Raw genomic sequence first — 26,552 nt, 5'->3', positions numbered from 1 at the left:
CGTCCCACAAGAACCACCGGACGTCGGTGTTCGTTTCCCGCAACTTGAATGAGGAGCGCAGCTCATCGCGAAACAAGGCCACGTCCACAGAGATCGTGCCAGCGTCGGAAACTCCCACCCCAATCGAGTCTGCTACCTGGTTTTGAACAACACTCAATCGACAGTCCGCGGCAGGTACAAGGTCACCCGCAATCCACCTTCGCGCAGGTTCAACAGGCTCACCTCGCCGCCATGGCTATGGGCGATGTTGCGCGCGATGCCCAGCCCCAGCCCATACCCCTGCTGCTGCCCGGCCAGGCGGAAGTGCGACTCGAACACTTGCTCCAGGCGCTGCTCCGGCACCCCCGGCCCCTGGTCGTCCACCTGCAGCACGAAGCTCTCGGCGGTATCGATGATGCGCAGCTGCGCGCGCTCGCCGTACTTGATGGCGTTGTCGATCAGGTTGCCGATGCAGCGGCGCAAGGCCAGCGATTTGCCAGGGTACGGTGCCAATGCCTGCCCCTCCACGGTGATACGCCCATCGCCTAGATAAGGCTCGGCCAGCATCTCCAGCACCTGGTTGAGATCGATCGGCTCGATGTTCTCGTGGATATCGGTGTCCTTCACGCATTGCAGCGCGCCCTTGACCAGCAACTCCAGCTCATCGAGGTCGCGGCTGAACCTGGCCTGCAGCTTTTCGTCCTCGAGCAGCTCAACACGCAGGCGCAGGCGCGTGATCGGTGTGCGCAGGTCATGGGAAATGGCGCTGAACAGCTGGGAACGCTCGGTCAGGTAGCGGCTGATCCGCTCGCGCATGCTGTTGAACGCCCGCCCCACTTCGACCACTTCGCTACCGCCGCCTTCGGCCACCGGGGCCACGTCGGCGCCCAGCGACATTTCCCGCGCAGCCCGTGCCAGGCGTTTGAGCGGCCGGCTTTGCCAGTGCACCAGCAGGCCGATGAACAGCAGCAACAGCACGGTAGTCAGGGCAATGAAACCGATCTGCTGACGCGGCAGGCGTTCGGCCTCGAGGCTGGTGTAGGGCTCGGGCAGCAGCGAGGCGATGTACAGCCACTCGCCCTCGCCGAGGCGGATCTGGGTCACCAGCACCGGCGGGTTGAGCGGCTCGAGGGTGAGCGAATAGTGCGCCCAGGAGCGGGGCAGCTCATCGAGTTTCAGGCCGCTGTTGAAGATGCGCAGATCGTCGGGGCTGACGAATTCCACGGAGATCTCCATCTGCTGGCCAAGGCGCTCGTGCAGCACCTCCTGGAACACGTCGATCACCGCCTGTTTGCGCGGGGTGATCGGCAACACCGGCATTTCCAGCGGCTTGACGTTGAGCGAGACGAAGAAGCGCGTGCCGCCCATGCTGCGCAACTGGTCCAGCACCATGGGCCGGTACGCCACCGGCAGCGAGCGGAAGTAACTGACACTGGCACTCATCGAATGCGCGAGGCTGCTGGCGCTGGCGCGCAAGCCCTGCAGCTGGCTGGCGCGCAGCTGCGCGACCCAGATCACGCTGGACAGGCCCTGGGCCAGCAACACCACCAGCAAGGTAAGCAGCAGCATGCGCCCCAGCAGCGAGCGCGGCAGCAGGCGCCAGCGACGCTCGTCAGGCCGGGCAGACATTGGCCGCCAGCAGGTAGCCGCTGCCGCGCACGGTGCGGATCAGCCGGGGTGGTTTTTCCGTGTCGCGCAGGCGCTGGCGTAGGCGGCTGACCGCCATGTCGACGATACGGTCCAGCGGCATCGGCTCGCGACCACGGGTGGCGTTGCCGATGGTGTCGCGGTCGAGGATCTGCTGCGGGTGATCGAGAAACAGTTTGAGCAGGGCGAAGTCGGCGCCGGAGAGGATCACCTCTTCGCCGTCGCGGTGGAACAGACGGTGGCTGATCGTGTCCAGGCGCCAGTCATCGAAGGCCAGAACCGCACTGGCCGGCACCGCCTGGCCGAAATCGGCACGGCGCAACAAGGCCTTGATCCGCGCCTGCAACTCACGCGGGCTGAAGGGCTTGCCGAGGTAGTCGTCGGCGCCCAGCTCCAGGCCGATGACCCGGTCGGCTTCGTCGGAGCTGGCGGTGAGCATGATGATCGGCACTCGCGCCTGGCGCGGGTGCTGGCGAACCCAGCGGCACAGGCTGAAGCCGTCTTCGTCGGGTAGCATCACGTCGAGGATCACCAGGTCGTAGGGATTGGCGTCCAGGGCGCGGCGAAAGCCCTGGCCGTCAGGTTCGGCGTGCACCTGCAGGCCGCAGCGGGCGAGGTAGGTCTGCAGCAGTTCGCGGATGTCCTGGTCGTCGTCGACCATCAGGATCGATTTGCCGGCAGTGGTCACAATGGTCAGTCCTTTTGTAAACGCAGATCTTGATGCCTGCTGTGGGGACCGCTTTGCGGCCCCGGCTATTAGAGGTCCAGCGCTTGCTGCAAAGCCACTCCGGCCCCCAACAACCCGGAAAACTCCGCCGTCACCAGCCATACCGGCACCCCGGCGAAATACCCGCTCATGCAGCCCTTGTCGGCGAAGCTCGCGGCAAAGCCGCTGCGCAGGAACAATTCGGCGAAACGTGGAATCACGCCACCGACAATGTAGACGCCACCCCGCGCCCCGAGGGTGAGCACATTGTTGCCCGCCACCCGGCCGAGGAACCGGCAGAACTGCTCGACCACCGCCAGTGCCCGTGGCTCGTTGGCCAGCGCCGCGTCGGTGATCTGCGCCGGGGTCTTGTGCGTCGGCGCAGCACCATCGAGCGCACAGATGGCCTGGTACAAGCGCACCAGCCCACCGCCACTGAGCACGGTCTCGGCACTGACATGGCCGATCTGCCGATGGATTTCCTGATGAATCGCCGCTTCGCGGGCATTGCCCACCGGCAGGTCGACATGCCCGCCCTCCCCCGGCAGCGCCAGCCAGTGCTCACCGTGGCGCAGCAAGCTGCCCACGCCGAGGCCAGTGCCGGGCCCGATCACCAGCGCCGGGCGCGATGGATCGGCGAGGCCTGCGCAGACTTCACGAAATTCGCCTGCGCGCAGGCGGGTCATGCCCAGCGCCATCGCGGAAAAATCGTTGATCAGCAACAGGCGATCGACCTGCAGCGTCTGGCAGAACGCGCTGCGGCTCAGGCGCCAGTGGTTGTTGGTAAAGCGGAATTCGTCGCCGTCCACGGGGCCTGCGACCGCCAGGCACACCGCCGCCAGGCCGCCACGGGCGATACCCTGGTCGGCCAGGTAGGCCTCGATGGCCTGTTCGGGGCTGGTGTAGTCGGCGGTGGCCAGCACCTGGACCGCCTGCAGTTCATTGTCGCGCCACACGGCGAAACGCGCGTTGGTGCCACCGATGTCGCCGACCAGCAAGGCCTTCATTCGAGGTTCTCCAGAGCCGAGGTGAAGGCGCTCGCGCCTTGCTCGGCGGAACTGAACGCCACACGCATGAAGCCGAACAGCTCACGCCCGCAGCCCAGGTCGTTACCCTTGGGTGGCGCAGGCAGTTCACGATCGGCCAGTTCCTCGGCCGAGACCATGATCCGCAGCGTGCCTTCGGCACCATCGACGCGCACGATATCACCATCGCGCACCCGCGCCAGCGGGCCACCATCAAAAGCCTCCGGGCAGACGTGGATGGCCGCCGGGATCTTGCCCGAAGCACCGGACATGCGCCCGTCGGTGACCAGCGCCACCTTGAAGCCGCGATCCTGCAGCACGCCGAGGAACGGCGTCAGCTTGTGCAGCTCGGGCATGCCGTTGCAGCGCGGCCCCTGGAAACGCACCACGGCGACGAAGTCCCGCTCCAGCTCGCCGGCCTTGAACGCATCGGCCAGCGACTGCTGGTCGTGAAACACCCGGGCAGGCGCCTCGACCACCCGGTGCTCGGGCGCCACGGCGGAGACCTTCATCACGCCACGGCCAAGGTTGCCTTCCATCACCCGCAAACCGCCCTCGGCGGAGAACGGCCGCGCCACCGGGCGCAGGATGCTTTCGTCGAGGCTGTGCTGCGGCCCCTCGCGCCAGACCAGGCGGCCATCCTCGAGGAACGGCTCCTGGGTGTAGCGGCGCAGGCCATGCCCGGCCACGGTGTTGACGTCCTCGTGCAGCAGGCCCGCGTCGAGCAGCTCGCGAATGAGGAAGGCCATGCCGCCGGAGGCCTGGAAGTGGTTGATGTCGGCCTTGCCGTTGGGATAGACGTGGGACAGCGTCGGCACCACATCGGACAGGTCGGCCATGTCCTGCCAGGTCAGCTGGATGCCGGCGGCCTGGGCGATGGCCGGAATATGCAGGGTGTGGTTGGTCGAGCCGCCGGTGGCGTGCAGGGCGACGATCGAGTTGACCAGCGCCTTTTCGTCGACGATCTCGCCAATGGGCATGAAGCTGCCACTGGCCTTGGTCATGCGCGTGACCTGGCGCGCGGCCTCGGCGGTGAGGGCATCGCGCAGCGGCGTGTAGGGGTTGACGAACGAGGCGCCCGGCAGGTGCAGGCCCATGACCTCCATCACCAGCTGGTTGGTGTTGGCGGTGCCGTAGAAAGTGCAGGTGCCGGGGCCGTGGTAGCTCTTCATTTCCGATTCGAGCAACTGCTCGCGGGTCGCCTTGCCCTCGGCGTAGCGCTGGCGCACATCGGCCTTTTCCTTGTTGGAGATGCCCGAGACCATCGGCCCGCCCGGCACGAAGATCGTCGGCAGATGGCCGAAACGCAAGGCGCCCATCATCAGCCCGGGGACGATCTTGTCGCAGATGCCCAGCATCAGCGCGCCATCGAACATGTTGTGCGACAGGGCGATGGCGGTGGACATGGCGATCACTTCACGACTGGCGATGGCCAGCTCCATGCCCGGCTCGCCCTGGGTGACGCCGTCGCACATGGCCGGCACGCCGCCGGCGAACTGGCCGACCGAACCGACTTCGCGCAGCGCCTGTTTGATCTGTTCGGGGAAGTGCTGGTACGGCTGGTGCGCCGAGAGCATGTCGTTGTAGGCCGAGACGATGGCCACGTTGGCCGCGTTCATCAGCCGCAGGGTCTGCTTGTCGTCCCCACCGCAGCCGGCCACGCCATGGGCGAAGTTGGCGCACTGCAACTGGGCGCGCATGGGTCCGTCACTGGCCGCCCCACGGATCAGCTCAAGGTAGCGTTCACGGGTACGGCGGCTGCGGGCGATCAGCCGTTCGGTGACCTCAAGGATGCGCGGATGCATGTACTGGACTCCAGGCTAACTGTGGGGCGGCTTACTGGGGCATTTTCCCTCCAAACGATTGCGACCTAGTCTCTAGGAAAAGGCGCCAGCACCGCTCGAGAAGGAGACAACCCAACCACTCGTTGTATGTTTAAACAAAATACTGCCAGCAAAAAGGCTTGTTTTCTATCTCTCGGTGAATAATCTTGTAATTCCAACAACAAAACCGTTTCAGTGAAGCTGTCCTTTGTGCCACAGGCTTCACCCGACTGCCAGAGGTAATACCATGACCCTACGCATCGCCATCAACGGATTCGGCCGTATCGGACGCAACGTCCTGCGCGCACTGTACACGCAGGGCTACCGCCAGGACCTGCAGGTCGTCGCCATCAACGACCTGGGCGACAGCGCGATGAATGCCCACCTGCTCAAGTACGACAGCGTCCACGGCACCTTCGATGCCACTGTCGAGGCCGACCACGAAAGCCTCACCGTCAATGGCGACCGCATCGCCGTCAGCGCCATCCGCAACCCTGTCGAACTGCCCTGGAAAACCTTGGCCATCGACGTGGTATTCGAATGCACCGGGCTGTTCACCGAACGCGCCAAGGCCGCCGCGCACCTGAGCGCCGGGGCCGGCAAGGTGATCGTCAGCGCGCCGGCCAAGGGTGTCGACGCCACCGTGGTGTACGGGGTCAACCACGATGTGCTGCGCGCCTCGCACCAGATCATCTCCAACGCCTCGTGCACCACCAACTGCCTGGCGCCGATTGCCCAGGTGCTGCACCGCGAGTTCGGCATCGAGCAAGGCCTGATGACCACCATCCACGCCTACACCAACGACCAGGTGCTCACCGACGTCTACCACGGCGATCCGTACCGCGCCCGCTCGGCCACCCAGTCGATGATCCCGAGCAAGACCGGCGCCGCCGAGGCCGTCGGCCTGGTACTGCCGGAACTGGCCGGCAAGCTCACCGGCATGGCCGTGCGGGTGCCGGTTATCAACGTGTCGCTGGTCGACCTCACCGTCAACCTGCAGCGCGAAACCAGCGCCGAGGAAGTCAACCAGCTGTTCCTCGAGGCCAGCCGCCATTCCCGAGTGCTGGGCTATAACGCCCTGCCGCTGGTGTCGTGCGACTTCAACCACAACCCGCTGTCGTCGATCTTCGATGCCAACCACACCCGCGCCAACGGACGGATGCTCAAGGTATTGGCCTGGTACGACAACGAATGGGGCTTCTCCAACCGCATGCTGGACAACTGCCTGGCGTTGTTCAACGCGCGCTGAGACAGGGGCAAGGCCGTCAGAGGAGGGTCTTGTGGGATCGGGCTTGCCCCGCGATGACTATTCGCGGGACAAGCCCGATCCCACAAAAGGCTGCGGCCACAAAGCTTTACTCATTCATGACATTTCCAGGCTTGACCTTGGCCATTGATGATAAGCATTATCATTCACCCCAAAGCGCCCAGGTTCCCCCGTGAGTCAGTCCCGGTTCAACTCAGTGTTCCTCACCCAGCGTCTCACTTTGCTGCGCACGCTGCAGCGCATGGTGGGCAATCCCAGCACCGCCGAGGACCTGTTGCAGGAAACCTACCTGCGGGTCACCCGAGCCCTGGGCGAGCGCCCGATCGAGCACCTGGAACCTTTCGTGTTCCAGACCGCCCGCAACCTTGCCCTGGACCACCTGCGCACGCGCCGGGTGCAGGCGCGCACACTGGTGGACGACGTGCCCGAGCAAGTCCTGCATAACGTCGCGGCGCCTGCCGCCAGCAGCGAGGACGCCGCCCACGCCGAGCAACTGCTCAAGCACCTGAGCGTCAGCCTCGGCCAGTTGAGCGAACGCCAGCAGCGCATCTTCATCCTCAGCCGCCTGCACGGCGCCAGCTACCTGGAAATCGCCGAGCAGTTGAGCGTCTCGGCCAGCACCGTGCAGAAGGAGCTGAAACTGATCATGGCCATCTGCATGGGCGTGGCCGATCGTCACCAGTGACGTGACCGCTCGCCGCTGGTCAGCGCAAAGCCCTTGCCATGGGCAAGGTCTGCACTGATCATGCGCAAAAAATGCCCGATGCAAGGATCCCCCGTGACCGACCACCCCACCCCTCGCCCGTCACCCGCCGAGCCTGATGCCCGCGCCCGTGCCCGCGAAGAGGCGCTGGACTGGTTGATCCGCCTGCAATGCGCCAGCGAAGACGACACCCGCGCTTTCGAGCACTGGCTGGGCGCCGAACCGGAAAACGCCGAAGCCTATGTCGAAGCCGAGGCGATGTGGAACGGCGCATCGCTGCGCCAGGTGGCCGGGCAACTGCAGCAAAGGCGCAAGCGCTCGCTTGCCGGGCGCCTGCGCAGCCACTGGAAACCGCTGGCCACCGCCGCGGTGCTGCTGGTCGGGCTGTTCACGTTCGGCAACCTGCCGGTGCGCCTGCAGGCCGACCACCTGACCGTGGTCGGCGAGCGCCAGCGCCTGGAGCTGGACCACGGCGCCAAGGTGCTGCTCAACACCAATTCGGCCTTTGCCAGCGACGAGCGAGAAGGCCGCAAGGTTGCCCGCCTGTTGCAGGGCGAGGCGTATTTCCAGGTGTCCAACGCCAGCCAGCCGCCGCTTGAAGTCCAGGCCGGCCCACTGCGCGCCAGCGTGCGCGACACCGATTTCGCCGTGCGCTACCTCGATGGCGAGGCCCAGGTGCGGGTGCAGCGCGGCGATGTCGACCTGCAGGCCGCGAGCGACCAGCGCATCCGCCTGAGCGCCGGCGACAGCATCAGCGTCGGCCCCAAGGGCTTCGGCCAGCGCCAGCGCCCCGACATGAGCAAGGACCTGGCCTGGATCGAAGGCCGCCTGGTGTTCGAGAACTGCCCGCTGAGCCAGGTGCTCGCCGAGGTCCGCCGCTACTACCCGGGCTGGATAATCAACCGCAACACGCACCTGGAGCAGGTCGCGGTCACCGGCAACTACCGCCTCGACCAACCGCTGGAAACGCTGCGCGCCCTGGCCCACATCACCTCGGCGCAACTGCATGAATACCCAGCCGTGGTAATCCTCAACTGACCTTGCGAGTTTTTTTACGCGATCATCCTGCCTCGCCCGTCTCGTTATAGCCAATACGATTGATTCTCGTTCGAAAACGAGAACAAACACTGTCTATGACTCACGCGCGACAGGGAGCGCTTTCGATGCCCACAGGTCAAACCCGCCCGTCCTCTTCTTCCCGCCGCCGCGGGCAATTGTCCCTGTTGACCTTGGCCCTGCTCGCCAGCGGCGCCTGCAGCCTGCCCGCGCTGGCCGTGGAACCGGCCCAGGCGAGCAGCCCGCGCATGGGCGACTACCGCTTCGCCATCGCCCAGCAACCGCTGGTCGAGGCCATCAATGCCTTCAGCCAGGTCACCGGCTGGCAGGTCGGCTTCAGTGCCGAGCTGGCCGACGGCGTGGCCTCGCCGGGCGTACAGGGCTCGCTGGCCCCGGAAGCGGCGCTGCAGCGCCTGCTACGCGGCACCGGCCTGGGCTACCGCAAGATCGGCAACGGCAACGTGGTGCTGGAACGCCAGGCTGCCGGCAACGCCATCGCCCTGCAGCAGGTGACCGTCAGCGCCACCCGCAGCGCCCAGGACGTCAGCCAGGTGCCGAGCACCGTCAGCGTGCAGACCCGCGAGCAACTGGACCGGCAGAACGTCAACGACATCAAGGAACTGGTGCGCTATGAGCCGGGTGTTTCAGTCGGTGGCGTCGGCCAGCGCAGCGGCCTGAATGGCTATAACATTCGCGGAATCGACGGTGAACGTATCCTGACCCAGGTCGACGGCGTGTCGATCCCCGACAGTTTCTTCTATGGCCCCTACGCCCAGACCCAGCGCAACTATGTCGACCCGGAAATCGTCAAGCGCGTCGAGATTCTCCGCGGCCCGGCCTCGGTGCTGTACGGCAGCAACGCCATCGGCGGCGCGGTGAGTTACTACACCCTCGATCCCGAGGACATCATCAAGCCGGGCAAGGATGTCGGCGCCCGTCTGAAGACCGGCTACAGCTCGGCCGACGAAAGCTGGCTGACCTCGGCCACCGTCGCCGGTCGCCAGGGCGATTTCGATGGCCTGCTGCACCTGAGCCAACGCAACGGTCATGAAACCGAATCGTATGGCGAGCACGGCGGCACCGGCCTGAACCGCAGCGAAGCCAACCCGGAGGACGTGCGCACCACCAACGTCCTGGCCAAGCTTGGCTGGAACTACGCCGACGATGCCCGCTTAGGCTTCACCTACGAGCACTACAAGGACGACCGCGACCAGAACATCCTCAGCGCTGTCGGAGGCCCCTTCATTCCGGGCCGCGGCGCCTCGAACATGTATCGGATGCGCCAGGGCGACGACACCGTTACCCGTGAGCGCTTTGGCATCAACCATGAGTTCGGCCTCGAAAGCCTGGTCGCCGACCACGTGAAGTGGAGCCTGAACTACCAGATCGCCAAGACCGACCAACGCACCGACGAGCTGTATTTCGCCAGTGGCCGCCAGGTGTTCCGCGATCGCCAGACCACCTACAAGGACCGCCAGTGGGTATTCGATGCCCAGCTGGACAAGGCTTTCAGCCTGGGTGCCACCGACCACCTGCTGACCTACGGCACGACGCTCAAGCATGAAAAGATCACCGGTTCACGCAGCGGTACCGGCACCTGCCTCAACGTCGGCGGCAGCTGTACGGCGATCGGCCAGAACAGCCCCGGCGACGGCCAGGTACGGGTCAGCGACTTCCCCGACCCGACGGTCAACACCTACAGCCTGTTTGCCCAGGACGAAATCCGCTGGAACAACTGGACCTTCCTGCCGGGCGCGCGGTACGACTACACCCGCATGGAACCGAAGATGACCAGCGAGTTCCTGCGCGGGGTCCAGGGCAACGGTGCGGCGCCGGGGGCCATCGACGACGCAGACAAGAAGTGGCACCGCGTTTCGCCGAAGTTCGGCGTGACCTATGCCTTCAACGACAACTACACCTGGTACGGCCAATACGCCGAGGGTTTCCGTACTCCGACCGCCAAGGCCATGTTCGGCCGCTTCGACAACCCGACCCTGGGCTACAGCGTCCAACCCAACCCGGACCTCGAGCCGGAGAAGAGCAAGAGCTACGAAACCGGCCTGCGCGGCAACTTCGAGGCCGGTAACTTCGATGTCGCGGTGTTCTACAACAAGTACCGCGACTTCATCAACGAAGACGCCGTGCAGTCGGCCAACCTGGGTTCGACCTTCCAGGCCAACAACATCAAGCACGCCACCATCAAGGGCGCGGAGTTCAAGGGCCGCCTCAACCTCGACCACTTCGGCGCTGCCCAGGGCCTGTACACCCAAGGCTCGCTGGCCTATGCCCGCGGTCGCAACGATGACAACGGTCAGCCACTGAACAGCGTCAACCCGCTGACCGCGGTCCTCGGCCTGGGCTACGAGCAACAGAACTATGGGGGGCTGCTGAGCTGGACCCTGGTCAAGCGCAAGGACCGCGTCGACGACTCCACCTTCTTCGCCCCCGATGGCGCCAGCAAGCAGTTCCGCACGCCTGGCTACGGCGTGCTGGACCTCACCGGCTACTACAAGGTGACGGACGACATCACCGTCAACGCAGGCCTCTACAACCTGACCGACAAGAAGTACTGGCAGTGGGATGACGTACGTGGCTACGACGCGCTTGGCGAAGCGGGAGTGACCCAGCCGGCCAATCTCGATCGCCTGACCATGCCGGGCCGCAACTTCGCCATCAACCTGGTGTGGGACATCTGACGGGTTGAGATCGCCATCGCCGGGCAAACCCGTTCCCCCATCTCGCCCGTGGGAGCGGGCTTGCCCGGCGCTGCATCGAGCCCCGTGCGAATGATTTCACTTCGCAGGTGAGGTTTTTTTACTGTTCCGCGTCTTCTGTTTCGTCTTGTCACTAGACGCCCAATTTTCCAAGGATGCCCCCATGACCGCCCCTTCCACCGAACGCGCCAACCTGCGCTCCCAGCGCCTGAACCAGGTCACCCACGCCCCGCACACCGAGCTGGACGCCCTGGTCAAGTCGCACAAGCCGTTCGACAGCCGCGAGAGCTTCGCCCGCTTCGTGGTCGCACAGTACCTGTTCCAGTCCGAGCTGCAGGCGCTGTACACCGACCCGCAACTGATCGCCATCGTCCCCGACCTGGCCGAGCGCTGCCGCGCCGAGCAGGCCCGCCTCGACCTGGCCGACCTCGACACCGAAGTGCCCGCGCCCTTCGCCGGCGCCCTGGGCAAGCCAAGCCTGGGCGAAGCCCTGGGCTGGATCTTCGTCTCCGAAGGCTCCAAACTGGGCGCCGCGTTCCTGATCAAGCGCGCCGTGGCCCTGGAACTGTCCGAAACCTTCGGTGCCCGTCACCTGGGCGAACCGGCCGGCGGTCGCGCCGAAGGCTGGAAACAGTTCACCCGCATTCTCGACAGCCTGGACCTGTCGCCCGAGGAAGACGCCGCCGCCGAACGTGGCGCGGTTGCCGCCTTCGAGCGCTTCACCGAGCTGCTCAAGCATGCCTATGCCGCCGACGCGGCGCTGGCCTGACACGCTTTACCCGGCCGCCTGCGGGCGGCCGCACCGTTGCAGTGAGACCATGACCCGAATCGCCCGCTCGAAACTGTCCCGCCTGCTCTACGCGATCCTGGCCTACGTCAGCCTGGGGATTGGCCTGGTGGCCATCGTCATTCCGGGGCTGCCCACCACCGAGTTCGTCCTCCTCGCCGCCTGGGCCGCCACCCGCAGCTCGCCGCGGCTGTCCGCGTGGCTTGAGAACCACCGGCTGTTCGGCCCGATCCTGTTCAACTGGCGCAACGGCAAGGTGATCCAGCGCCGCGCCAAGGTCAGCGCGACCATCAGCATGCTGTTGTGCGCGAGCCTCATGCTGATCGTCCTTGAGCACCACTGGCCCGTCTTCCTCGCCATCGGCGGCATGGCGCTCGGCAACCTGTGGATCTGGTCGCGCCCGGAACGGCCCACCCCTCAAGGCAGCGTCGAACTGCAAAATTGATTCAATCGCGCCCGACATGAGCAGTCAGAGGCTAAGCAACCCCGAATACAGCGCATACGCCGCCAACCCGGCGCCCACCAGCACCGCCGCGAAAATCAGCTTCTCCCATGTGGTGAACAGCACCTGCCCCTGCTCGCGTTTGGCCCGGGCGAACAGGATCACTCCCGGCGCATAGAGCAACGCCGACAGCAGGATGTACTTGAGCCCACCGGCATACAGCAACCACACCGCGTACAACAGCGCGATCACTGCGACCAGCATGTCCTTGCGCCGCAGCCCCGCCTGCCCCTGGTAACTCTCGCCACGCACTGTCAGCAACACCGCATAGGCGGCCGACCAGAAGTACGGCACCAGGATCATCGACGACGCCAGGTAGATCAGGCTGGTGTAGGTACCGGCCGAGAACAGGGTGATCAGCAAGAAGCCCTGGATCATCACATTGGTCAACCACAGCGCGTTGGCCGGCACCTGGTTGGCGTTTTCCCGCGCCAGGAAGCGCGGCATGGTCTTGTCACGGGCGGTGGCGAAGAGGATCTCGGCACACAACAGCGCCCACGACAGCAACGCCCCGATCAGCGACACTGCCAGGCCGATGCTGATCAGCAACGCGCCCCAGGGCCCGACGATATGCTCCAGCACCGAGGCCAGAGAGGGATTCTGCAGGCCGGCCAGCTCCGGCTGGGTCATCACCCCCAGCGACAACACGTTGACCAGCACCAGCAGCGCCAGCACGCCGAGAAAGCCGATCACCGTGGCCTTGCCCACGTCCGAACGGTGCAGCGCCCGCCCCGAATAGACGCTCGCCCCCTCGATGCCGATGAACACGAACACTGTCACCAGCATCATGTTGCGTACCTGCTCCAGCACGTTGCCAAACTGCGGATTGCTCAGCCCCCAGATGTCGCGGGTGAAGATATCGGCGCGAAAGGCGAACGCGGCGATGACGATGAACATCAGCAACGGCACCACCTTGGCCACGGTGGTCACCTGGTTGATGAACGCCGCCTCCTTGATGCCGCGCAGCACCAGGAAGTGCACCGCCCACAGCAGCACCGAGGCGCAGCCGATGGCCACTGGCGTGTTGCCCTGGCCGAACACCGGGAAGTAGAAGCCGAGGGTACTGAACAGCAGCACGAAGTAGCCGACGTTGCCCAGCCAGGCACTGATCCAGTAGCCCCAGGCCGAAGAAAAGCCCATGTAGTCGCCGAAACCGGCCTTGGCATAGGCATACACCCCCGAGTCCAGCTCGGGCTTGCGGTTGGCCAAGGTCTGGAACACGAAGGCCAGCGCCAGCATGCCCACGGCGGTGATGCCCCAACCAATCAGCACGGCACCGACATCGGCTCGCGCCGCCATGTTCTGCGGCAACGAGAAGATCCCGCCGCCGATCATCGAGCCGACCACCAATGCGATCAATGCGCCCAGGCGCAGCTTCTGTCCCGGTTCGCTCATGGGGCTCCTCGTGCGCGCAGGCGCGTAAACGTATTAACCAACATAAATGTTACAAGTTTCTTATTGAATCGAGCCATTAAAGCTATAGCACTCATAACCGGACTGTCTATAGCGCACAACTGATAAAAATGACAGTTGCGAAGTCTCTCACCCCTCACCTAAATACGTCGCTATTTACTGTGAAAAATTTGCGAAAACCCTAAAAGAGACTAACTTCATGGTTCGCAGGCAAAACGGAGCGTTTGCTCCAGAAGGACATGGAGGTGCCAGCGCACAAGGCCTGCGCCGAAGCTGTCGGCATCCTCCAGGAGACGCATGAAGGATTTTTCTTACCTTCATGCGGGCATGAACTGATCTAAGTCAGCGAATGATCCAGGCGTCAGATTTATTCTGAGGTCAACTTTCTCCTGGTACGGAGTCGATAAATGTCTGATTCTCCCGGAAAACTAAAACTGGGTGCGCTTGTTGCACTTGTAGTGGGCTCGATGATCGGCGGCGGGATCTTCTCGTTACCGCAAAACATGGCCGCCAGCGCCGGTGTCGGCGCCGTGCTGATCGGCTGGGCCATCACCGCGGTGGGCATGCTCACCCTCGCCTTCGTGTTCCAGACCCTGGCCAACCGCAAACCTGACCTTGACGGTGGTGTGTACGCCTATGCCAAGGCCGGTTTCGGCGACTACATGGGCTTCTCCTCGGCCTGGGGCTACTGGATCAGTGCCTGGCTGGGCAACGTCGGCTACTTCGTGCTGCTGTTCAGCACCCTGGGATACTTCTTCCCGATCTTCGGCGAGGGCAATACCCCGGCGGCGGTGATCGGTGCCTCGGTCCTGCTCTGGGCCGTGCACTTCCTGGTACTGCGTGGCATCAAGGAAGCGGCGTTCATCAACCTGGTCACCACCGTGGCCAAGGTCGTGCCGCTGGCCCTGTTCGCCCTGATCTGCCTGTTCGCCTTCAGGCTCGACATCTTCACCGCGGATATCTGGGCCCTTGGCACGCCAGAGCTGGGCAGCGTGATGAACCAGGTGCGCAACATGATGCTGGTCACCGTGTGGGTGTTCATCGGCATCGAGGGCGCGAGTATCTTCTCGTCCCGCGCGGAAAAACGCTCCGACGTCGGCAAGGCCACGGTCATCGGCTTCGTCACCGTGCTGCTGTTCCTGGTGCTGGTCAACGTGCTGTCGCTGGGCGTGATGACCCAACCCGAGCTGGCCAAGCTGCAGAACCCGTCGATGGCCGCCGTGCTTGAACATGTGGTGGGCCACTGGGGCGCGGTGCTGATCAGCGTCGGCCTGATCATCTCGCTGCTGGGGGCGCTGCTGTCGTGGGTACTGCTGTGCGCCGAGATCATGTTCGCCGCCGCCAAGGACCACACCATGCCGGAGTTCCTGCGCCGCGAGAACGCCAACCATGTGCCGGCCAACGCCCTGTGGCTGACCAACGCCATGGTGCAGATCTTCCTGGTCATCACCCTGTTCTCCAACAGCACCTACCTGTCGCTGATCTACCTCGCCACCTCGATGATCCTGGTGCCTTACCTGTGGTCGGCGGCCTATGCCTTCCTGCTCGCCTGGCGCAACGAAACCTACGAACAGGCCCTGGCCGAACGCAAGAAAGACCTGATCATCGGCGGCATCGCCCTGCTCTACGCGATCTGGCTGCTGTACGCCGGTGGCGTCAAGTACTTGCTGCTCTCGGCCCTGCTCTATGCCCCCGGCGCGATCCTATTCGCCAAGGCCAAGCGCGAGGTCGGCCAGCCGATCTTCACCAGCGTGGAAAAACTGATCTTCGCCGCCGTGGTCGCGGGCGCCCTGGTGGCTGCCTACGGCTTGTATGACGGCTTCCTGACGCTCTGAACCCATGTCTTCGCATTACAGGAGGATTCACCATGTCCACTGAGAAACAGAAATACGGCGTTCATTCCGAAGCCGGCAAGCTGCGCAAAGTGATGGTCTGCAGCCCGGGCCTGGCGCACCAGCGGCTGACCCCGAGCAACTGCGACGAGCTGCTGTTCGACGATGTCATCTGGGTCAACCAGGCCAAGCGTGACCACTTCGACTTCGTCACCAAGATGCGTGAACGCGGAATCGAAGTGCTGGAAATGCACAACCTGCTGACCGAGACCGTGCAGAACCCCGAAGCGCTCAAATGGATCCTCGACCGCAAGCTCACCGACGACACGGTTGGCATCGGCCTGAAGAACGAAGTGCGCAGCTGGCTCGAAGGCCTCGAGCCACGCAAGCTGGCCGAGTATCTGATCGGCGGCGTGGCAGGCGAAGACCTGCCAGACAGCGAAGGCGCGAGCGTGATCAAGATGTACCGCGACTACCTCGGCCACTCCAGTTTCCTGCTCGATCCGCTGCCCAATACCCAGTTCACCCGTGACACCACTTGCTGGATCTATGGTGGCGTCACCCTCAACCCGATGTACTGGCCGGCGCGACGCCAGGAAACGCTGCTGACCAGCGCCATCTACAAGTTCCACCCAGAGTTCACCAATGCCGACTTCGAAGTCTGGTACGGCGACCCGGACAAGGACCATGGCAAGGCCACCCTTGAAGGTGGCGATGTGATGCCGATCGGCAATGGTGTCGTGCTGATCGGCATGGGTGAGCGCAGCTCGCGCCAGGCGATCGGCCAACTGGCGCAATCGCTGTTCGCCAAGGGCGCGGTAGAGAAGGTGGTGGTCGCCGGGCTGCCGAAATCCCGCGCCGCCATGCACCTGGACACCGTGTTCAGCTTCTGCGACCGCGACCTGGTCACCGTCTTCCCCGAAGTGGTCAAGGAAATCGTGCCGTTCGTGATCCGTCCGGATAGCAGCAAGCCTTACGGCATGGACGTGCGTCGCGAGAACAAATCGTTTATCGAAGTGGTGGCCGAATCGCTCAACCTCAAGAAACTGCGCGTGGTCGAGACCGGCGGCAACAGCTTCGCCGCCGAGCGCGAACAGTGGGATGACGGCAACAACGTGGTGGCCGTGGAGCCCGGCGTGGTCATCGGCTACGACCGCAACACCTACACCAACACCCTGCTGCGCAAGGCCGGGGTCGAAGTCATCACCATCAGCGCCGGCGAACTGGGCCGGGGCCGCGGCGGCGGTCACTGCATGACCTGCCCGATCGTGCGTGACCCTATCGACTACTAAACGTCCATCACCCCGGCCGTGCTCACCCAGCGGCGGCCGGGGGATTACCGAACTCAAGGAGAATCATCATGGCGTTCAACATCCACAACCGTAACCTGCTCAGCCTCGAACATCACACCACCCGCGAGCTGCGTTACCTGCTGGACCTGTCCCGCGACCTCAAGCGCGCCAAGTACACCGGCACCGAGCAGCAGCACCTGAAGGGCAACAACATCGCCCTGATCTTCGAGAAGACCTCGACCCGCACCCGCTGCGCCTTCGAAGTCGCCGCCTACGACCAGGGCGCCAACGTCACCTACATTGACCCCAACTCCTCGCAGATCGGCCACAAGGAAAGCATGAAGGACACCGCCCGCGTGCTCGGGCGCATGTACGACGCCATCGAGTATCGCGGCTTCAAGCAGGAGATCGTCGAGGAACTGGCCAAGTTCGCCGGCGTGCCGGTGTTCAACGGCCTGACCGACGAGTACCACCCGACCCAGATGATCGCCGACGTGCTGACCATGCGCGAGAACAGCGACAAGCCGCTGCACGACATCAGCTACGCCTACCTGGGCGATGCCCGCAACAACATGGGCAACTCGCTGCTGCTGATCGGCGCCAAGCTCGGCATGGACGTGCGCATCGCCGCGCCCAAGGCGCTGTGGCCGCATGACGACCTGGTCGAGCGTTGCAAGAAGTACGCAGAAGAAAGCGGCGCGCGCATCACCCTGACCGAAGACCCGAAAGCCGCGGTCAAGGGCGTGGACTTCGTCCACACCGACGTCTGGGTATCGATGGGTGAGCCGGTCGAGGCCTGGGGCGAGCGTATCCAGCAACTGCTGCCTTACCAGGTGAACAAGGAGCTGATGAAGTCCACCGGCAACCCGCGCACCAAGTTCATGCACTGCCTGCCGGCGTTCCACAACTCCGACACCAAGGTCGGCAAGCAGATCGCCGAACAGTACCCGCACCTGGCCAACGGCATCGAAGTGACCGATGACGTGTTCGAGTCGCCGGCATGCATCGCCTTCGAGCAGGCGGAAAACCGCATGCACACGATCAAGGCGATCCTGGTGTCGACCCTGGCTGATCTGTAACCCCCGACCAAGGGCTTTTGTGGGAGCGGCGGTGCGCCGCTCCCACGGGTCCGCCCCATAGTCTTTCTGAAGGACATTCCCCATGCGTATCGTTGTTGCATTGGGCGGCAACGCCCTGCTGCGCCGCGGCGAGCCGATGACCGCCGACAACCAGCGCGCCAATATCCGCACCGCCACCGAACAGATCGCCAAAATCCATCCCGGCAACGAACTGGTCATCGCCCACGGCAATGGGCCGCAGGTCGGCCTGCTGTCGCTGCAGGGGCTGTCGTACAAGCCAGATGAAGCCTATCCGCTGGACGTGCTTGGCGCTGAAACCGAAGGCATGATCGGCTACATGATCGAACAGGAACTGGGCAATCTGCTGGACTTCGAGGTGCCGTTCGCCACGCTGCTCACCCAGGTTGAAGTGGACGCCAACGACCCGGCGTTCAAGGACCCGACCAAGTTCATCGGCCCCGTGTACGCCAAGGACGAAGCCGAGCGCCTGGCCAAGGAAAAAGGCTGGGTGGTCAAGCCAGACGGCGACAAGTACCGCCGGGTCGTGGCCAGCCCGAAACCCAAGCGCATCTTCGAGATCCGCCCGATCAAATGGCTGCTGGAAAAAAGCAGCATCGTGATCTGCGCCGGCGGCGGCGGCATCCCTACCATGTACGACGAAAACCGCAAGCTCAAGGGTATCGAGGCGGTGATCGACAAGGACCTGTGCTCGGCGCTGCTGGCCGAACAGCTGGATGCCGACCTGCTGATCATCGCCACCGACGTCGACGCTGCGTACATCGATTTCGGCAAGCCGACACAAAAAGCCATCGCCCAGGCGCACCCCGACGAGCTCGAGAAGCTGGGCTTTGCCGCCGGCTCCATGGGGCCGAAGGTGCAGGCCGCCTGCGATTTCGCCCGGCATACCGGCAAGGTCGCGGTAATCAGCTCGCTGGAAAACATCGAGGACATCGTCAAAGGCACCGCCGGTACCCGCGTTTCCACCGCCAAGCCGGGAATCAGCTACCGTTGAACGCAGTTGGCCGGTGCCTGGCACCGGCCGTTTTCAACCTTCCGGAGGACCTCGCCATGGCCCAGTATCAACCCGGTCACGTGCATATCGAGCGCACTGCGCTGAACACCAACGACCACAGCTACGACCTGTGCATCGACTACGAGGCCGTGTCGGATCCCAGCGAAGGCCGCGGCATCCAGTTCCGCATGCATGGCCACATCGAGGGCAAGGCCGTCGATGAGAAGTTCTTCCTGGCCAAGGACCAGGTGCTGCCCAGCTTTCTGATGCAGTTGAGCCGCAAGGCCCAGTCGTACCTGCCAGCGCCGAAGAAATTCGAGAGTCTCGGTTCGCCGCACAAGCTCTACGACTACATGTTCGAAGACATTCGCCAGAAGCTCGATGTGAAATCGGGCGATTCGATCAAGCCTGAGCATCTGGGCTGAGTGCAATCGCGGGGCTTCGTGGCAGCGGGCTTGCCCCGCGATTGGGTTTAACCCGCCTGGCAAGGCATACTGGCGCACTCGCTTGGCCACTGCCCCGATCTCCCCATGCGCATCCACGTCAGCTTCATCGACCGCGTCGGCATCACCCAGGAAGTCCTGGCCCTGCTCGGCGCCCGCAACCTCAACCTCGATGCCGTGGAGATGGTCCCGCCGAACGTCTACATCGACGCCCCGACCCTGAGCCCCGCCGTGCTCGAAGAGCTGCACGACGCGCTGTTCGAGGTACGCGGCGTGCAATCGGTGGAAGTGGTCGACATCCTCCCCGGCCAACGCCGGCACCTGCAGCTCGACGCCCTGCTCGCCGCCATGAGCGACCCGGTGCTGGCGGTGGACAGCGCGGGCAAGGTGCTGCTGGCCAACCCGGCGCTGATCGCCCTGTGCGGGCGTGAGTCCGCCGGGCGTTCGGTGGGCGAGCTGTTCGGCGACCCCGACCTGCTGCAGGCCCTGCTGGACAATAACTTCCACCTGCCCATGCGCGAAATGCAGTTGAACGGCCAGAGCCTGCTGCTCGACGCCACGCCGATCACCCATGCCGGCGGCCTGCTGACGCTGTACCCGCCGAACCGCATGGGCGAGCGCCTGTCGGCCCTGCACCACGACCACGCCGAAGGCTTCGACGCCATGCTCGGCGATTCCCCGGCGATTCGCACCCTCAAGGCCCGCGCCCTGCGCGTGGCGGCCCTTGACGCGCCGCTGCTGGTGCATGGCGAAACCGGCACCGGCAAAGAGCTGGTGGCCCGCGCCTGCCACGCCATCAGCAGCCGCCATGCCGCGCCGTTCCTCGCCCTCAACTGCGCAGCACTGCCCGAGAGCCTGGCCGAGAGCGAGCTGTTCGGCTACGCCCCGGGCGCCTTCACCGGCGCGCAGCGCGGCGGCAAGCCCGGGCTGATGGAGCTGGCCAACCAGGGCACGGTGTTCCTCGACGAGATCGGCGAGATGTCGCCGTACCTGCAGGCCAAACTGCTGCGTTTCCTCAGCGACGGCAGCTTCCGCCGCGTCGGCGGCGACCGCGAGGTGAAGGTGGATGTGCGCATCATCAGCGCCACCCACCGCGACCTCGAGCGCATGGTCGCCGAGGGCACTTTCCGTGAAGACCTGTTCTACCGCCTCAACGTGCTCAATCTGCAGGTGCCGCCCCTGCGCGAGCGCGGCCAGGACATCCTGTCGCTGGCGCATTTTTTCATGCAGCAGGCCTGTACCCAGATCCAGCGCCCGCCCTGCCGGCTCGCACCGGCCACCCACCCGGCGCTGCTGGCCAACCCCTGGCCGGGCAACGTGCGTCAGTTGCAGAACGTTATCTTCCGCGCCGCGGCCATTTGCGAAAGTAACGTGGTGGATATCGGCGACCTGGACATCGCCGGCACCTCGGTGGCGCGGGGGCAGGATGGCGAAGTGGCCAGCCTGGAACAGGCAGTGGGGGATTTCGAGCGCGAGCTACTGCAGCGACTGTATGCCAGCTACCCTTCGACCCGGCAGCTGGCCGGCCGTTTGCAGACTTCGCACACGGCGATCGCCCAGAGACTGCGCAAATACGGGATCCCCGGCAAGGCCTGACCTTGGAGGGGATCCTTCCGTCTCGCTTTGCCGACTACCGCGCCAAGAAAACCGCTACCACCAGTGAGACCGCCTGTCGCACTTCACGATCAAGCATCTGTTCCACCGCGCCTCAAGCAAGCGGTGCACTGTTGATCTCTTGTTCCGGGTCACAGCCAAATGCTTGTTTGAAATTTTCCATGTAATAAGAGGCGCTAGGTGTCTGGATACTCCAACCAAACTCCAGAACGGGGCTCAAGAACTCCACCGTCCTGTAGCTTAACGCCATGACCGCTTCAAGTTGTAAAGGTCTGAAGACATCCAATGCTCGGACGACCACACCCGTCTGAAATGAGAAAAGTGTCAACGCCGTAGCAATCTGGCTATTCCACATACCGTAACTGGAGGAAGAAATCATTCGCCGCCCTGATGGCCCCATACTGAACAGTTTCATCCCCTGAACCGGTGCCAGCCAATTGTTCTCCCACAAACTGAGTATATCGAACAGGCTACTCACCACCGTGTCCCTGTTTGCATAATCGTTGATTTGCATGAGCTGTTCGCCGGCAAAATCAAAGGCCAAGCGGCCGACAATTTCAAGTGCCTTCTCGTAAATATTGTCACTGCTGAAGATCAGCTGTACGCCCGAGCAGTCGGCCAGGTATTGTTGCTGGGGAATGACAGAGGTATCCCCCCCTCTGAAGCAGGACTCGAGCGCGAACGAATAGCTGTATTCCCAGGCGATTTCCGGCGGAAGATCCGGGCTCAGCTGCACAAAAATCGGTGCCGCCGCCTTTTCAAGCTTTGAGACACCCGAGAGAAACACTGAAAGAACCTCAAGTTCCTGAGGGCTTAATGCTGAAGTAGAAGTGTAGGTAAATACAGTACTCCCGGTAAACAATGTACTGCTCATGAACGCACTCCTTTGCGTAAACCTGTTTCGCTAGCGTAGACCGACTTTTTCCGGCATGCCGCGCAAGAACTCGCCTTCTCACTTCTACTGCTACACTCTGTCGCGGGCGACATCTATTGCCCAATCTACAGTCAGGAGCATGCACACATGAAAAATGGAATTTGGGTTCCCGAATACATTGCCAATGGTGGGTTGATTCTGCCAGACAGTCTTAAGAAAGATTTCAAAAAAATGAATGCCGCGCGCAGCAACTTGCAGTCCAGGGCAACCATTGCACCTGCAGCGGCGGCTGCAGTAGCGGCCGATCAAGACACGCCCGATACAGTAACAGCGATAAACGATCATTACGTGAGTTCCAGCAAACTCACCAAGAAGCAGCAGAAAATGTTCGCCCGGAGCATTCTGTTCATCAACCATGCAGCCATCGGCCACGCCAAGAAGGAACTCGGCTGGTCCGATGAGAAGGTTGCCAATCCGGATGTCAGGAACACCAAGGAATGGTGGAATGTGATTGCCTATGTCGTGCAGAACCACTGCCCGTGGATCAACATCGACTTGGTCATCAATGACACCTGTCACAACCAGACCCACAGCGGTGAGATCAACATGGCGCAAATCATCGCCAATGTCATGAGCGTGGTCGCGGGCTCAGAGGCTGCGGCACAGGTCACCGCGCTTAGCAAAACATTCAGCGATGGCAGCGGCGGCACGGATGTCAACAGCGTCGGGACGTTCTTCTGGGCCCAGAAATGCACCAACGAAAGCAAGAGCGAACTGACCAACAGCCCAGCCATCGGCGATGTCAATGGCAACGTCGCCTATGCCTATGCTTTCGTGTACATGAACCACACCGAAAACAACTGGCGTTCACTGTTTGTCAGCAACCACTACGACTCCTTCACCTGCAGCGTAGTGTCCTATCGCTTGCAGATGTTGAAGTCGATGTGGGAGGACGTCGAGGATGACGTTAACCAGCAGATCAAGCCTTGGATAGACGATCAGATCAAGTCTGCCCCCTTGGGCTAAAGAGGGGCAAGGCATGGCCTTAGCGGTGTGACGCTGCTCACTCGGGCTTCGCAGCATCCACCGGTTTCTGGAGGCTTTCACCGTCGCCAGCCTTTCGGGCCTGGGGCGGTGAACCCCGGTTGGCACACCCATCCGTCCAAAGGCCCATGAACCGCTCAGGGATGCACCCCTTCAGCATTGTCGTAGCGAATTCAATACATCGTATCGATTTTGTTACACATCTGTTTGGGTGCGTCTGCGCAAGGGTTTGATCCCACAACGCTTTTGAATACCTCCCCTCCTGTATCGATATCATTCCAACCAGACATTCAAGAAATCATATTTAAACTTTAACTATATGATTTTTAAGAAGTTTTAATGGCTGGCCGCATTATTGCTAAGGGAATTCCAACCTTAAGAGCGCGGAGCCTACCGCGCCCAACGCCCCTGCTTCCCGAGGAATTCCCATGAGCGAGTTGCGTTTCACCGAAGATCACGAATGGCTGCGCGTCGAAGCCGATGGCAGCGTCACCGTGGGCATCACCGCCTACGCCCAGAACGCCTTGGGTGATGTGGTCTATGTGCAACTGCCGGAGCTGCAGCAGTACGACAAGGGCGCCGAAGCCTCCACCGTGGAGTCGGTCAAGGCCGCCAGCGGCGTGTACATGCCACTGACCGGTGAAGTGGTCGCGGTCAACGAAGATCTCAACGACAGCCCAGAGCTGGTCAACGAAGACCCGCTGGGCGAAGGCTGGTTCTTCCGCTTCAAGCCTGCCGACATGAGCGAAGTGCATGCCCTGCTCGACCAGGATGCCTACGATCGCCTGCTCAAAGCCAACGACGACGCCTGAGGAATCACCATGACCATCAACCTCGGCACCGCCAACGAATTCATCGCCCGCCACATCGGCCCACGCGCCGCTGACGAGCAGGCCATGCTCACGACCCTGGGCTTCGACTCGCTGGACGCGATGACTGCCGCCGTCATCCCCGACAGCATCAAGGGCACCAGCGTGCTCGGCAGCCACGACGGGCAGAGCGAGGCCGATGCCCTCGCCGCATTGAAAGCCATCGCCGGCAAGAACCAGCTGTTCAAGAGCTACATCGGCCAGGGCTACTACAACACCCACACCCCGGCGCCGATCCTGCGCAACCTGCTGGAGAACCCGGCCTGGTACACCGCCTACACCCCGTACCAGCCGGAGATTTCCCAGGGCCGCCTGGAAGCGCTGCTGAACTTCCAGACCCTGATCAGCGACCTCACCGGCCTGCCGATCGCCAACGCCTCCCTGCTCGACGAGGCCACCGCCGCCGCAGAAGCCATGACCTTCTGCAAGCGCCTGTCGAAGAACAAGGCCAGCCATGCCTTCTTCGCCTCCGTGCACTGCCACCCGCAGACCCTCGACGTGCTGCGCACCCGCGCCGAACCGCTGGGCATCGAGGTGGTGGTGGGCGACGAGCGCGAACTGGGCGACGTCAGCGCCTTCTTTGGCGCCCTGCTGCAGTACCCGGCCAGCAACGGTGACGTGTTCGACTACCGCGAGGTGGTGCAGCGCTTCCACGGCGCAGGCGCCCTGGTGGCCGTGGCCGCCGACCTGCTGGCCCTGACCCTGCTCACCCCACCCGGTGAGTTCGACGCCGACGTAGCCATCGGCAGCGCCCAGCGCTTCGGCGTGCCGCTGGGCTTCGGCGGCCCGCACGCGGCCTACTTCGCCACCCGCGACGCCTTCAAGCGCGACATGCCGGGCCGCCTGGTCGGGGTATCGATCGACCGCTTCGGCAAGCCGGCCCTGCGCCTGGCCATGCAGACCCGCGAGCAGCACATCCGCCGCGAGAAGGCCACCAGCAACATCTGCACCGCCCAGGTGCTGCTGGCCAACATCGCCAGTATGTACGCCGTGTACCACGGCCCTGCCGGCCTCAAGCGCATTGCCGAGCGCACCCATGCGCTGACCGCGATCCTCGCTACCGGCCTGACCAAGCTGGGCATCAAGGTGGTCACCGGCGATTTCTTCGACACCCTGACCCTGGCCACCGGTGCCAGCACCGGCGCGCTGCACGACAAGGCCCGCGCCCAGGGCATCAACCTGCGCCAGGTCGACGCCGCCCAGCTGGGCCTGTCGCTGGACGAAACCAGCACCCAGGCCGATGTCGAGGCCCTGTGGCAGCTGTTCGCCGACGGCCAGGCCAGCCCTGACTTCGCTGCCCTGGCCAACACCGTCGCCGTGCGCCTGCCGGCTGGCCTGCTGCGCCAGTCGGCCATCCTCGAGCACCCGGTGTTCAACCGCTACCACAGCGAAACCGAGCTGATGCGCTACCTGCGCCGCCTGGCCGACAAGGACCTGGCCCTGGACCGCACCATGATCCCGCTGGGCTCGTGCACCATGAAGCTCAACGCCGCCAGTGAAATGATCCCGGTGACCTGGGCCGAGTTCGGCAACCTGCACCCGTTCGCCCCGGCCGCGCAAAGCCAGGGCTACCTGCAGATGACCAGCGAGCTGGAAGCCATGCTCTGCGCCGCCACCGGCTATGACGCCGTGTCGCTGCAGCCCAACGCCGGTTCCCAAGGCGAGTACGCAGGCCTGCTGGCGATCCGCGCCTACCACCGCAGCCGTGGCGACAGCCACCGTGACATCTGCCTGATCCCGTCCTCGGCCCACGGTACCAACCCGGCCACCGCGCACATGGCCGGCATGCGCGTGGTGGTGACCGCCTGCGACGCGCGCGGCAACGTCGACATCGACGACCTGCGCGCCAAGGCCATCGAGCACCGCGAGCGCCTGGCGGCGATCATGATCACCTACCCGTCCACCCACGGCGTGTTCGAGGAAGCCATCGGCGAGATCTGCGCGATCATCCACGACAACGGCGGCCAGGTGTACATCGACGGCGCCAACATGAACGCCATGGTCGGCCTGTGCGCCCCGGGCAAATTCGGCGGCGACGTCTCGCACCTGAACCTGCACAAGACCTTCTGCATCCCCCACGGCGGCGGCGGCCCGGGCGTCGGCCCGATCGGCGTCAAGTCGCACCTGGCGCCATTCCTGCCGGGCCATGCCCAGCTGGAAAACACCCAGGGCGCGGTATGCGCGGCACCGTTCGGCAGTGCCAGCATTCTGCCGATCACCTGGATGTACATTCGCATGATGGGTGGCGCGGGCCTCAAGCGTGCCTCGCAGATGGCGATCCTCAACGCCAACTACATCGCCCGTCGCCTGGAAGAGCACTATCCTGTGCTGTACACCGGCGGCAACGGCTTGGTGGCGCACGAGTGCATCCTCGACCTGCGCCCACTCAAGGACACCAGCGGCATCAGCGTCGACGACGTCGCCAAGCGCCTGATCGACTTCGGCTTCCACGCCCCGACCATGTCCTTCCCGGTGGCCGGCACGCTGATGATCGAACCGACCGAAAGCGAGTCGAAAGAGGAACTGGATCGCTTCTGCAACGCCATGATCCAGATCCGCGAAGAGATTCGCGCGGTCGAGAACGGCAGCCTGGACAAGGACGACAACCCGCTGAAGAACGCCCCGCACACCGCGGCGGAGCTGGCCGGCGAGTGGACCCACGGCTACAGCCGCGAGCAGGCGGTGTACCCGCTGCCGAGCCTGGTGGAAGGCAAGTACTGGCCACCGGTCGGCCGGGTCGACAACGTGTTCGGCGACCGCAACCTGGTCTGCGCCTGCCCGTCGATCGAGAGCTACCAGGACGTCTGATCGGGTGGGGCCGCTGCGCGCCCCATCGCCGGCAAGCCGGCTCCCACAGGTTCAGCGCTAAGC

At 63.8% G+C, this 26,552-nt stretch carries 21 protein-coding genes; 15 read left to right on the top strand and 6 right to left on the bottom strand.

Annotated features, from left to right (window positions below):
* Window positions 1–153: 153 nt before the first annotated feature.
* The 4 genes from ACODS9_RS14270 to edd form a co-directional block, all read right to left on the bottom strand.
* Window positions 154–1,608, bottom strand: a complete 1,455-nt coding sequence (locus ACODS9_RS14270) for an ATP-binding protein (protein WP_489094104.1) — start codon at window positions 1,606–1,608, stop codon at window positions 154–156.
* Window positions 1,592–2,287 carry a response regulator gene (locus ACODS9_RS14265; RefSeq protein ID WP_401107002.1) on the bottom strand — a complete coding sequence of 232 codons (696 nt, stop codon included), beginning with the start codon at window positions 2,285–2,287 and terminating at the stop codon, window positions 1,592–1,594. The genes ACODS9_RS14270 and ACODS9_RS14265 overlap by 17 nt, the downstream gene beginning before the upstream one ends.
* Before the next feature lie 95 nt (window positions 2,288–2,382).
* The gene (locus ACODS9_RS14260) at window positions 2,383–3,339 is read right to left on the bottom strand and encodes a glucokinase (protein WP_367238678.1); all 957 of its coding nucleotides are present in this window, start codon (window positions 3,337–3,339) and stop codon (window positions 2,383–2,385) included.
* Complete coding sequence (edd, locus tag ACODS9_RS14255) at window positions 3,336–5,162, bottom strand: phosphogluconate dehydratase (protein WP_489094103.1); 1,827 nt, start codon at window positions 5,160–5,162, stop codon at window positions 3,336–3,338. The genes ACODS9_RS14260 and edd overlap by 4 nt, the downstream gene beginning before the upstream one ends.
* A gap of 265 nt (window positions 5,163–5,427) precedes the next feature.
* Here edd and gap point away from each other — a divergent pair, with 265 nt between their 5' ends.
* The 6 genes from gap (at window position 5,428) to ACODS9_RS14225 (ending at window position 12,152) form a co-directional block, all read left to right on the top strand.
* Window positions 5,428–6,429, top strand: coding sequence for a type I glyceraldehyde-3-phosphate dehydrogenase (gap, locus tag ACODS9_RS14250; RefSeq protein ID WP_489094102.1), 1,002 nt, complete (start codon window positions 5,428–5,430; stop codon window positions 6,427–6,429).
* A 190-nt stretch (window positions 6,430–6,619) separates the two neighbouring features.
* On the top strand, window positions 6,620–7,132 hold the full coding sequence (locus tag ACODS9_RS14245; protein ID WP_023632569.1) for an RNA polymerase sigma factor: 513 nt from the start codon (window positions 6,620–6,622) through the stop codon (window positions 7,130–7,132).
* Between the two features lie 93 nt (window positions 7,133–7,225).
* Entirely contained in the window at window positions 7,226–8,188 is a 963-nt protein-coding gene (locus tag ACODS9_RS14240) for a FecR family protein (protein WP_401106857.1), read from the top strand.
* A 125-nt stretch (window positions 8,189–8,313) separates the two neighbouring features.
* Window positions 8,314–10,902: a TonB-dependent receptor gene (locus tag ACODS9_RS14235; RefSeq protein ID WP_401106855.1), complete on the top strand. Its 2,589-nt coding sequence runs from the start codon at window positions 8,314–8,316 to the stop codon at window positions 10,900–10,902.
* A gap of 181 nt (window positions 10,903–11,083) precedes the next feature.
* Complete coding sequence (locus tag ACODS9_RS14230) at window positions 11,084–11,689, top strand: biliverdin-producing heme oxygenase (RefSeq protein WP_038706745.1); 606 nt, start codon at window positions 11,084–11,086, stop codon at window positions 11,687–11,689.
* A 49-nt stretch (window positions 11,690–11,738) separates the two neighbouring features.
* Complete coding sequence (locus ACODS9_RS14225; protein WP_401106852.1) at window positions 11,739–12,152, top strand: YbaN family protein; 414 nt, start codon at window positions 11,739–11,741, stop codon at window positions 12,150–12,152.
* A gap of 24 nt (window positions 12,153–12,176) precedes the next feature.
* Here ACODS9_RS14225 and arcD (ACODS9_RS14220) read toward each other — a convergent pair whose 3' ends face one another.
* On the bottom strand, window positions 12,177–13,604 hold the full coding sequence (gene arcD, locus ACODS9_RS14220; protein WP_401106850.1) for an arginine-ornithine antiporter: 1,428 nt from the start codon (window positions 13,602–13,604) through the stop codon (window positions 12,177–12,179).
* A gap of 425 nt (window positions 13,605–14,029) precedes the next feature.
* Here arcD (ACODS9_RS14220) and arcD (ACODS9_RS14215) point away from each other — a divergent pair, with 425 nt between their 5' ends.
* The 6 genes from arcD (ACODS9_RS14215) to ACODS9_RS14190 all read left to right on the top strand — a co-directional run bounded on the left by arcD (ACODS9_RS14215) (window position 14,030) and on the right by ACODS9_RS14190 (window position 20,876).
* Window positions 14,030–15,457: an arginine-ornithine antiporter gene (arcD, locus tag ACODS9_RS14215; protein WP_046854309.1), complete on the top strand. Its 1,428-nt coding sequence runs from the start codon at window positions 14,030–14,032 to the stop codon at window positions 15,455–15,457.
* Window positions 15,458–15,489: 32 nt separating this feature from the next.
* On the top strand, window positions 15,490–16,746 hold the full coding sequence (gene arcA, locus ACODS9_RS14210; protein ID WP_046854308.1) for an arginine deiminase: 1,257 nt from the start codon (window positions 15,490–15,492) through the stop codon (window positions 16,744–16,746).
* A 68-nt stretch (window positions 16,747–16,814) separates the two neighbouring features.
* Window positions 16,815–17,825 (top strand): ornithine carbamoyltransferase, encoded by a 1,011-nt coding sequence (locus tag ACODS9_RS14205; protein WP_046854307.1) that lies wholly within the window; start codon window positions 16,815–16,817, stop codon window positions 17,823–17,825.
* An 82-nt stretch (window positions 17,826–17,907) separates the two neighbouring features.
* Window positions 17,908–18,837 carry a carbamate kinase gene (gene arcC, locus ACODS9_RS14200; RefSeq protein ID WP_046854306.1) on the top strand — a complete coding sequence of 310 codons (930 nt, stop codon included), beginning with the start codon at window positions 17,908–17,910 and terminating at the stop codon, window positions 18,835–18,837.
* Window positions 18,838–18,893: 56 nt separating this feature from the next.
* Window positions 18,894–19,262 (top strand): DUF5064 family protein, encoded by a 369-nt coding sequence (locus ACODS9_RS14195; protein WP_031315061.1) that lies wholly within the window; start codon window positions 18,894–18,896, stop codon window positions 19,260–19,262.
* A gap of 105 nt (window positions 19,263–19,367) precedes the next feature.
* Window positions 19,368–20,876, top strand: a complete 1,509-nt coding sequence (locus ACODS9_RS14190; protein ID WP_401106844.1) for a sigma-54-dependent transcriptional regulator — start codon at window positions 19,368–19,370, stop codon at window positions 20,874–20,876.
* 112 nt (window positions 20,877–20,988) lie between these two features.
* Here the strand turns inward: ACODS9_RS14190 and ACODS9_RS14185 are convergent, their stop codons facing one another.
* A complete protein-coding gene (locus ACODS9_RS14185) occupies window positions 20,989–21,768 on the bottom strand; it encodes a hypothetical protein (protein WP_401106841.1) in 780 nt (259 codons plus the stop codon).
* 147 nt (window positions 21,769–21,915) lie between these two features.
* Between ACODS9_RS14185 and ACODS9_RS14180 the strand changes: the two genes are divergently transcribed.
* The 3 genes from ACODS9_RS14180 (at window position 21,916) to gcvP (ending at window position 26,489) form a co-directional block, all read left to right on the top strand.
* Entirely contained in the window at window positions 21,916–22,794 is an 879-nt protein-coding gene (locus tag ACODS9_RS14180; protein ID WP_401106838.1) for a hypothetical protein, read from the top strand.
* 446 nt (window positions 22,795–23,240) lie between these two features.
* Window positions 23,241–23,624, top strand: coding sequence for a glycine cleavage system protein GcvH (gene gcvH / locus ACODS9_RS14175; RefSeq protein ID WP_217868505.1), 384 nt, complete (start codon window positions 23,241–23,243; stop codon window positions 23,622–23,624).
* A 9-nt stretch (window positions 23,625–23,633) separates the two neighbouring features.
* A complete protein-coding gene (gene gcvP / locus ACODS9_RS14170) occupies window positions 23,634–26,489 on the top strand; it encodes an aminomethyl-transferring glycine dehydrogenase (protein ID WP_401106835.1) in 2,856 nt (951 codons plus the stop codon).
* The last annotated feature ends 63 nt before the right edge of the window (window positions 26,490–26,552 follow it).

This window comes from Pseudomonas sp. FG36, assembly GCF_057809275.1.
This window is presented reverse-complemented; position numbering and strand designations above follow the sequence as displayed.

Bases quoted from the DNA above. Each gene is read 5' to 3' on its own strand.
- ACODS9_RS14260 (WP_367238678.1), bottom strand. From the start codon at position 3,339: ATGAAGGCCTTGCTGGTCGGCGACATCGGTGGCACCAACGCGCGTTTC.
- arcA (WP_046854308.1), top strand. From the start codon at position 15,490: ATGTCCACTGAGAAACAGAAATACGGCGTTCATTCCGAAGCCGGCAAG.
- arcD (WP_401106850.1), bottom strand. From the start codon at position 13,604: ATGAGCGAACCGGGACAGAAGCTGCGCCTGGGCGCATTGATCGCATTG.
- ACODS9_RS14190 (WP_401106844.1), top strand. From the start codon at position 19,368: ATGCGCATCCACGTCAGCTTCATCGACCGCGTCGGCATCACCCAGGAA.
- ACODS9_RS14230 (WP_038706745.1), top strand. From the start codon at position 11,084: ATGACCGCCCCTTCCACCGAACGCGCCAACCTGCGCTCCCAGCGCCTG.
- edd (WP_489094103.1), bottom strand. From the start codon at position 5,162: ATGCATCCGCGCATCCTTGAGGTCACCGAACGGCTGATCGCCCGCAGC.
- ACODS9_RS14270 (WP_489094104.1), bottom strand. From the start codon at position 1,608: ATGTCTGCCCGGCCTGACGAGCGTCGCTGGCGCCTGCTGCCGCGCTCG.
- ACODS9_RS14185 (WP_401106841.1), bottom strand. From the start codon at position 21,768: ATGAGCAGTACATTGTTTACCGGGAGTACTGTATTTACCTACACTTCT.
- gcvP (WP_401106835.1), top strand. From the start codon at position 23,634: ATGACCATCAACCTCGGCACCGCCAACGAATTCATCGCCCGCCACATC.
- arcD (WP_046854309.1), top strand. From the start codon at position 14,030: ATGTCTGATTCTCCCGGAAAACTAAAACTGGGTGCGCTTGTTGCACTT.
- arcC (WP_046854306.1), top strand. From the start codon at position 17,908: ATGCGTATCGTTGTTGCATTGGGCGGCAACGCCCTGCTGCGCCGCGGC.
- gap (WP_489094102.1), top strand. From the start codon at position 5,428: ATGACCCTACGCATCGCCATCAACGGATTCGGCCGTATCGGACGCAAC.
- ACODS9_RS14225 (WP_401106852.1), top strand. From the start codon at position 11,739: ATGACCCGAATCGCCCGCTCGAAACTGTCCCGCCTGCTCTACGCGATC.
- ACODS9_RS14180 (WP_401106838.1), top strand. From the start codon at position 21,916: ATGAAAAATGGAATTTGGGTTCCCGAATACATTGCCAATGGTGGGTTG.
- ACODS9_RS14205 (WP_046854307.1), top strand. From the start codon at position 16,815: ATGGCGTTCAACATCCACAACCGTAACCTGCTCAGCCTCGAACATCAC.
- ACODS9_RS14265 (WP_401107002.1), bottom strand. From the start codon at position 2,287: ATGGTCGACGACGACCAGGACATCCGCGAACTGCTGCAGACCTACCTC.
- ACODS9_RS14235 (WP_401106855.1), top strand. From the start codon at position 8,314: ATGCCCACAGGTCAAACCCGCCCGTCCTCTTCTTCCCGCCGCCGCGGG.
- ACODS9_RS14195 (WP_031315061.1), top strand. From the start codon at position 18,894: ATGGCCCAGTATCAACCCGGTCACGTGCATATCGAGCGCACTGCGCTG.
- gcvH (WP_217868505.1), top strand. From the start codon at position 23,241: ATGAGCGAGTTGCGTTTCACCGAAGATCACGAATGGCTGCGCGTCGAA.